Source organism: Phormidium pseudopriestleyi FRX01 (assembly GCF_017313335.1).
Classification (GTDB): Bacteria; Cyanobacteriota; Cyanobacteriia; order Cyanobacteriales; family Laspinemataceae; genus Laspinema; species Laspinema pseudopriestleyi.
Window position 1 is genome coordinate 1 of record NZ_JAFLQW010000232.1, and the last position, 4,235, is coordinate 4,235.

Here is a 4,235-nt window from a genome sequence, read left to right on the forward strand (position 1 = left end):
AGTTTTCACCAAATATGGTGAAAGAACCCCACCCTAACCCGGACCTTGGTAAGGTCCGGGGACCGGAGAGATTTTGTTAAACCATTAAGTTGCTAACCTAACCTAAACCATTCATGAACGCTTTAATTTCTACGGTTGAATTTGACGCTGAGTTGCTGAAAAAATATGATCGCCCGGTGCCCCGATATACCAGCTATCCACCGGCGACGGAATTGAAATCTGAGTTTGAAGAAGTAGGATTTAGAGCCGCTATTGCTGTGGGGAACTATAAGAAAACCCCCCTATCTCTGTATTGTCATATTCCCTTTTGTGAAACCCCTTGTTATTTCTGTGGGTGCAATACCATCATCACCCAACGGAAAACCCTCGCTGATCCCTATTTGGATTATCTGACTCGTCAAATTCGGGCAATGGCGGAACTGGTTGATACCAGTCGTTCCGTGAATCAAATGCACTGGGGGGGAGGAACCCCGAATTATTTATCTCTGCCTCAAGTGGAGCAGTTGTGGACGACGATTAATCAGTATTTTAGGTTTGAGGAAAATGCTGAAGTTTCTATTGAGGTGAATCCCCGATATTTAGATAAAAATTACTTGCTATTTTTAAAAGATTTGGGATTTAACCGGATTAGCTTTGGGATTCAAGACTTTAATCCCAAAGTGCAGGAAGCGGTGAATCGGATTCAGCCGGAAGCGATGCTGTTTCAGGTGATGGATTGGGTGCGGGATGCCGGATTTGAGAGTGTGAATGTGGACCTGATTTATGGGTTGCCGTTTCAAACTTTGGAGACGTTCCGGGATACGATTCATAAAACCACGCAACTGGACCCTGACCGGATTGCGGTGTTTAATTTCGCTTATGTACCTTGGTTAAAACCGGTTCAGCGATTGATTCCGGAGTCGGCACTACCTCCGGTATCGGAAAAGATGGATATCTTAAAGATGGCGATCGAGGATTTAGGGTCAGCGGATTATCAGTTTATTGGCATGGATCATTTTGCCAAACCCAATGATGAATTGGCGATCGCCCAACGGTACGGGAAGCTGCATCGGAACTTCCAGGGATATACCACCAAACCCGAATCGGATTTAATTGGGTTGGGGATGACTTCAATTAGTATGCTCCATGATGTCTATACTCAGAATCACAAACGCTTGAAAGACTATTATCAAGCCATTGATTCCAATCAGTTACCGATTAAAAAAGGGGTGAATCTGAGTGCCGATGACATCCTGCGACGAATGGTAATTATGGAGTTAATGTGCCAGTTTGAACTCTCCAAGAACGAATTTGAAGAAAAATATCATCTCAGCTTTGATTGTGATTTTGATGAGTATTTTGCAGCAGAGCAATTGGAGTTACACAAGCTGGAAGCTGATGGATTAGTTCGGCTATCCCGAAATCATATCGAAGTCACCCCAGCGGGACGCTTGTTAGTTCGGAATGTGGCGGCTGTTTTTGATATTTATCTGAATCAAAAAGCGTTGAAAAATTTCTCTAAAGCAATTTAGAGGCAAGGTCAAATTGAGTGCTTTACCTGCAATCTAATCCCCCGTTTGTAGTAACGACTTCAGTCGTTTCCCCGTTCTTATAAAACAGGAGGCAGAACCTCCTATTAGCATTCCCTGGCTCTACCAGGGAACGAGTTGAACAAATATTGGTGGTCAAGGAAGTGTGTATGCAGTTAGAATCAATGCCAAATTCACCAGAAAATCAATCCAAGTTAAATTGGGTAATTACCGCGTTTTTTATAGCCATTCATCTACTAGCGTTATTGGCACTCTGGTGTTTTTCCTGGTCCGCATTAGGGGTGATGTTATTTCTGCACTGGTTTTTAGGGAGTATTGGCATTTGTTTGGGCTATCATCGCCTATTGAGCCATCGGAGTTTTCAAGTTCCGAAATGGCTAGAATATACGATCGCCCTCATCGGTGCATCGGCACTCCAAGGCGGACCCATTTTTTGGACTGCCGGACATCGGTTACATCATGCCTATACTGAAGATGAAATCAGAGACCCCTATTCGGCGCGCAAGGGCTTTTGGTGGAGTCATCTGCTTTGGATGATTTATCCGCGTCCTGAATTTTTCAACAAAGAACTGTATAACCGATTCGCTCCAGATTTAGCTCGGGAGCCCTTCTACTGTTGGCTCGATCGCTACTCTCTGTTACTGCAAATTCCTTTAGCGGTTGTCCTTTATCTCTTAGGCGGTTGGCCCTTTATCGTGTATGGCGTATTTGTGCGAGTCGTCTTGCTGTGGCACAGCACTTGGCTGATTAACTCCGTTACCCATATGTGGGGATATAAAACCTTTCCCACAAAGGATAATTCCCGCAATCTCTGGTGGGCAGCAATTTTCACCTATGGCGAAGGATGGCATAATAATCATCATGCTTATCCGAATGTTGCCAAAGCCGGTTGGCGCTGGTGGGAATTGGATATGACTTGGTGGGCAATTTGGCTGTTAAAAACCGTTGGTTTAGCCAAAAAAGTGGTGATGCCGCCTGCGCCAAAAGCCACCCAGGGGTAAGTTATTCCCCTTTTAAAATCGGGCGATCGCCTAAAATGAGGGAAACTTCAAAATCTGGGCGATCGCCTCGGTTGCCTGAATCATCCGCCTTTCGTGACTTCCCTCTAGCACAATATATCGTTTTCCCTGACCTTCCAACTGTTCCAGAAACCATTGGTGCATAGTCATCCGCAGGGATTCACTTTCTCGGGTACCATCCTGCACAAATCCAAAATCTGGAATAGTGAGAAAATATAAATCATAATTTCGACTCGCGGCGATTTGTTCCAATTTCTCACAATCTGACCCGAGATACCGTCGGTGCCAAATACAAGTAGCCAGAGGGTCCGTATCACATACCACCAAACGATTAGCGCGGATTGCCAGGGCCTCTTCCCAGGCGATTTGTCCCTGGGCAATTTGGATAAATTCCTCACTGTCCCAATCGTGAGAATCCGGTAGATATTGCCGTCCCTCCCAATACCATCGTCCGTATTCTGGCACCCAGACGGTTTGATACTGTTCTGCCAGCGATCGCGCCAGGGAGGTAGTCCCACTAGATTCTACCCCGACGACAGCGATGCGCTTGGCAAAATAGGCTTTTGCCGGGGGGGTGAGCATCTGCCAATGGGTTCCGAGGTCCTGACGCAGTTGGGTTCCAGAAATGGGAAATGCCTCCCGAGGGCAGTCGATCGCAATATGTCGAGCACCCATAAACGCCGCCCAAGGTTCGCCATACGCCTCGGAAGTAAAAGCAACATCCGGTTCTCTTCCGGTGAGTAATTCTAGGGTGCGTTTTGCCCAAGGTTCAGGCGCTTCGGGCAAATCATCGAGGGTTTTATACACCTCAACATCGGGATGCATGACTCGAATCCAGTTCGCCCGTAAGCTGCCGGGAATCGCTTGTTCAGGTTTGGCCCCTACCACAACGACTAATTGCTCGACTTGCGCTTTTGCCTGACGAATTAAATAGTCATGTCCCCGGTGGAAGGGATAGAATTTACCCACAGTAACCCCCAGTTTCATGCTTCTGGATTCTCCTGTTTTTGTTCAAAATAAAGTCGTTTAAAATTTTGTAATCCGCTTTTGAACCGGCAACAGCAGCAGTAACAGACTGCATATAATCCCGATAAGAATTTGCCCTTTAATATTTTGAATGCTCATAGTTTTAGTCGTTTAGGAAATTTCCCACTTTCACCGGACTGATACCAAATCCGGTTATAACAAAGATAGCCCATACAGATCAAGAAAAGCCCGCTGATGCGGGCTTTGTTTCGGGCGCCGGAGAGTGGGTTCTCCCGGCTGTCTATAGCAATCCTAAATGATTTATGCCTTCTGCGGCTCCCCTCTCCTTGTAGGAGAGGGGTTGGGGGAGAGGTCTTATTCTACAACTGATAAAGGATTGCTATATCTTACTTGGAAAGCTAGATTATTTCATGCTTTCTTCCAACTTAGCGATATCCAGGAGAGTCTTCATCACCGAGTCAGGGTTCAAGCTGATGGAGTCAATCCCCAGTTCCACCAAGAAGCGTGCAAATTCGGGATAGTCCGAAGGCGCTTGACCGCAGATCCCAATCTTGCGACCGGTTTTCTTAGCGGTTTTGATGACCATTGCCACCATATCTTTAACCGCTTGGTTGCGTTCATCAAAGATGTGAGCCACTAAGGAAGAGTCACGGTCCAGACCCAAAGTGAGCTGGGTCAAGTCATTGGAACCGATGGAGAA

General features: G+C 46.3%; 4 protein-coding genes. 2 read left to right on the forward strand and 2 right to left on the reverse strand.

What is annotated here, in order from left to right:
• The first annotated feature begins 113 nt into the window (after positions 1–113).
• Complete coding sequence (hemN, locus tag J0895_RS08525) at positions 114–1,511, forward strand: oxygen-independent coproporphyrinogen III oxidase (RefSeq protein WP_207087681.1); 1,398 nt, start codon at positions 114–116, stop codon at positions 1,509–1,511.
• A gap of 167 nt (positions 1,512–1,678) precedes the next feature.
• A complete protein-coding gene (locus tag J0895_RS08530) occupies positions 1,679–2,530 on the forward strand; it encodes an acyl-CoA desaturase (protein WP_207087682.1) in 852 nt (283 codons plus the stop codon).
• Positions 2,531–2,560: 30 nt separating this feature from the next.
• On the opposite strand, the gene J0895_RS08535 is transcribed toward J0895_RS08530, so the two are convergent.
• The gene (locus J0895_RS08535) at positions 2,561–3,535 is read right to left on the reverse strand and encodes an AAA family ATPase (RefSeq protein WP_207087683.1); all 975 of its coding nucleotides are present in this window, start codon (positions 3,533–3,535) and stop codon (positions 2,561–2,563) included.
• 403 nt (positions 3,536–3,938) lie between these two features.
• Positions 3,939–4,235, reverse strand: a 297-nt coding sequence (locus J0895_RS08540) for a putative PEP-binding protein (RefSeq protein ID WP_340643479.1), incomplete at its 5' end; no start/stop codon positions are given.